The organism is Agathobaculum sp., assembly GCF_050946325.1.
GTDB lineage: Bacteria > Bacillota > Clostridia > Oscillospirales > Butyricicoccaceae > Agathobaculum.
Map to the genome: position 1 here is coordinate 1 of NZ_JBMNUP010000188.1, position 2,676 is coordinate 2,676.

Sequence of the window (2,676 nt, forward strand, 5' to 3'; positions counted from 1 at the left end):
CTATCGTATATATGATTGTGGTCCTGGGGCTGTCTGTGGTGCTTTCGCTGGTTGCGATTTTTGTGGCAAACGATGTGTTTGCATTTGTCAAGGATAATGCGGTGGTCAGTGTGGACATTCCGGAAAATACGGATGTTGTCTCGATGGCCAAACAGCTGGATGATGCCGGCGTCATCCAATACGGAACGGTTTTTAAACTGTATATTGAGCTGAAAGGCGATAATGAAAGCGTGCTGGCCGGCAGCTATGAACTGAACAGCAACATGGATTACGGGCAGATTACCAATGCACTGACCAATGCTTCCAGCACAGAAACGATGGAAATTACCATTCCGGAAGGCTATTCGGTGGCGCAGATTAAGCAGCTTTTGCTGGATCAGCATGTTTGCACGGAAGAGGCGCTGGATAAGGTGCTGAATGAATATCCGTTCCGGCATGACTTCCTGCAGGATGAAAAACCGCCCAAGCAGGGCTGGCTGGAAGGGTATCTCTTCCCAGATACCTATGAAATTTATAAAGGCAATGCAACGGTGGTGGATACCATCAACAAGATGCTCAATAACTTTGATGACAAATATGGCGCAGACATTGTATCCGGTGCGGAGCAGCTTGGCAGGTCAATGCATGATATTGTGACCATCGCCTCTCTGATTGAGCGCGAAGCACGGTCCGATACCGATCGGGAGACCATTGCGGGCGTTATTTATAACCGCCTGAACAATCCGGATTCGTTCCCCTATTTGCAGGTGGATGCTTCGGTGCTGTATGGTTTGGGCCGGTCGAGCGGTACGCTCAGCCAGCAGGATCTGGAGAAGGACACGCCGTATAACCTGTATATCAAGCAGGGATTGCCGCCCGGACCGATCTGCAACCCCGGCTACAAGTCGCTGTATGCGGCAACCCATCCGGAGCAGCATAATTACTTCTACTATGTGGCCATGCCGGATGGCACACACCTGTTTGCCAACAGCTATGACGAACATCAGAACAATATTGTAAAATCCAATCAGGCGCAGGCTGCTGCTGCGGCCAATGCGGGAGGCAGCGGTGAATAAGCGTGTAGAACTGCTCGCCCCAGCCGGCGATATAGAGAAGCTCCGTTTTGCTGCGGCTTATGGCGCGGACGCTGTTTATATGGCCGGTCAGCAGTTCGGAATGCGTGCAGCGGCCGTAAACTTTGACGAGGCGGCCCTGCGCGAGGGGATTGCATATGCCCATGCAAGAGGCGTAAAATGCTATCTTACGGTAAATATTATGCCTTCCAATCGGGATTTGCCGGCGCTGCCGGGCTATCTGGAGCTTTTGCAGGATGCCGGTGCGGACGCGCTGATTGTAGCCGACGTGGGCGTACTGCGTCTTGCGCAGAAGTACGCCCCCAGAATCCCGCTGCATATTTCAACGCAGACCAGTATTCTCAATTATGAGGCGGCTAACTTCTGGGCTGATCTGGGCGCAGAGCGCGTTGTACTGGCCAGAGAACTTTCTCTGGATGAGATTGCAGAAATACGGGCAAAAACCCCGAAAACACTGCAGATTGAGGCGTTTGTACACGGCGCGATGTGTATTTCCTATTCTGGGCGCTGCCTGATTTCGCAGTATATGACGGGACGGGATGCAAACAGGGGAGCATGCGCGCAGCCCTGCCGGTGGAAATATGCGCTGATGGAAGAAAAACGCCCGGGAGAATATTTCCCAGTGGGGGAAGACGAAAACGGCACTTATTTGTATAATTCAAAGGACATGTGCATGATTGAACATGTACCGGAACTGATTTCTGCGGGGATTGACTCCTTCAAGATAGAGGGACGCAACAAAACGGCCTATTATGCGGCCTGCGTAACCGGCGCTTATCGTGCGGCGATAGATGCATATCAGGAGAATCCCAATCAGTTTGTTCTGCCGCCATTCTGCCTGGATGAGGTGAATAAGGTAAGCCACCGAGAATATTATACAGGGTTTTACTTTGGCAGTGCAGAAAATGGACAGCACTATGGCGACAGCCAGTATATTCGGGAATATGAGGTTGTCGGCATGCCTGTGGAAGCGGATGCGGACGGAAAAGCGGTATTCGCGCTGAAAAACCGCTTTTTTAAAGGCGAGGAGCTGGAGCTGCTGCAGCCGGGCAAAGCGCCGTATGTGTTCCGTGCGGAAAATGCGGTCAATGAGGAAGGGGAGGCGCTCGAACTGTTCAATGTGCCGCAAATGCGGGTGCATTTTCAGTTTCCGTTTGCAGTTGACCCATTTGCCATTCTGCGCAAGAAAAAGGAAAGGCCGGATTAAGCGGCCGCCGGATGTGAAAAACAGGCTGCCAGTAAAACTGGCAGCCTGTTTTGTGTGCCTGCTGCATAAAAGATAGTAAAAGGTGTCCGCTGTATTTTAAGCGCTTTGCGGCAAGAACTGCACACTCATGTTTCAATTGCGTCTTTTAGAGGGTATATACGAAGCGGAGTGCGCATACGTTTCATTCGTGCGGAGCCCAATCCAGACTGCGGCCGACGGCCCTGTCCCAGCCGCACAGCAGGGTTTGGCGCTCGTCAGTGCGCATGCGGGGCTGATAAAGGGTATCGCACCGCCAGAGATGCGTCAATTCTTCCCGACTGCTCCATACACCGGTTGCAAGACCGGCCAGATAGCATGCACCGAGCGCAGTTGTTTCGCGAATGACCGGCCGGCGGA

General features: G+C 52.5%; 2 protein-coding genes and 1 pseudogene. 2 read left to right on the plus strand and 1 reads right to left on the minus strand.

Annotation, left to right across the window (positions count from 1 at the left end):
• Both mltG and ACOYIE_RS10370 read left to right on the plus strand, forming a co-directional pair.
• On the plus strand, positions 1-1,055 hold a 1,055-nt coding region (gene mltG, locus ACOYIE_RS10365), incomplete at its 5' end, for an endolytic transglycosylase MltG (RefSeq protein WP_433412922.1).
• Entirely contained in the window at positions 1,048-2,280 is a 1,233-nt protein-coding gene (locus tag ACOYIE_RS10370) for a peptidase U32 family protein (RefSeq protein ID WP_433412924.1), read from the plus strand. The genes mltG and ACOYIE_RS10370, both read left to right, overlap by 8 nt.
• A 181-nt stretch (positions 2,281-2,461) precedes the next feature.
• Here ACOYIE_RS10370 and ACOYIE_RS10375 read toward each other — a convergent pair.
• Positions 2,462-2,676, minus strand: a pseudogene (locus tag ACOYIE_RS10375) (glycerol kinase); the annotation flags it as partial.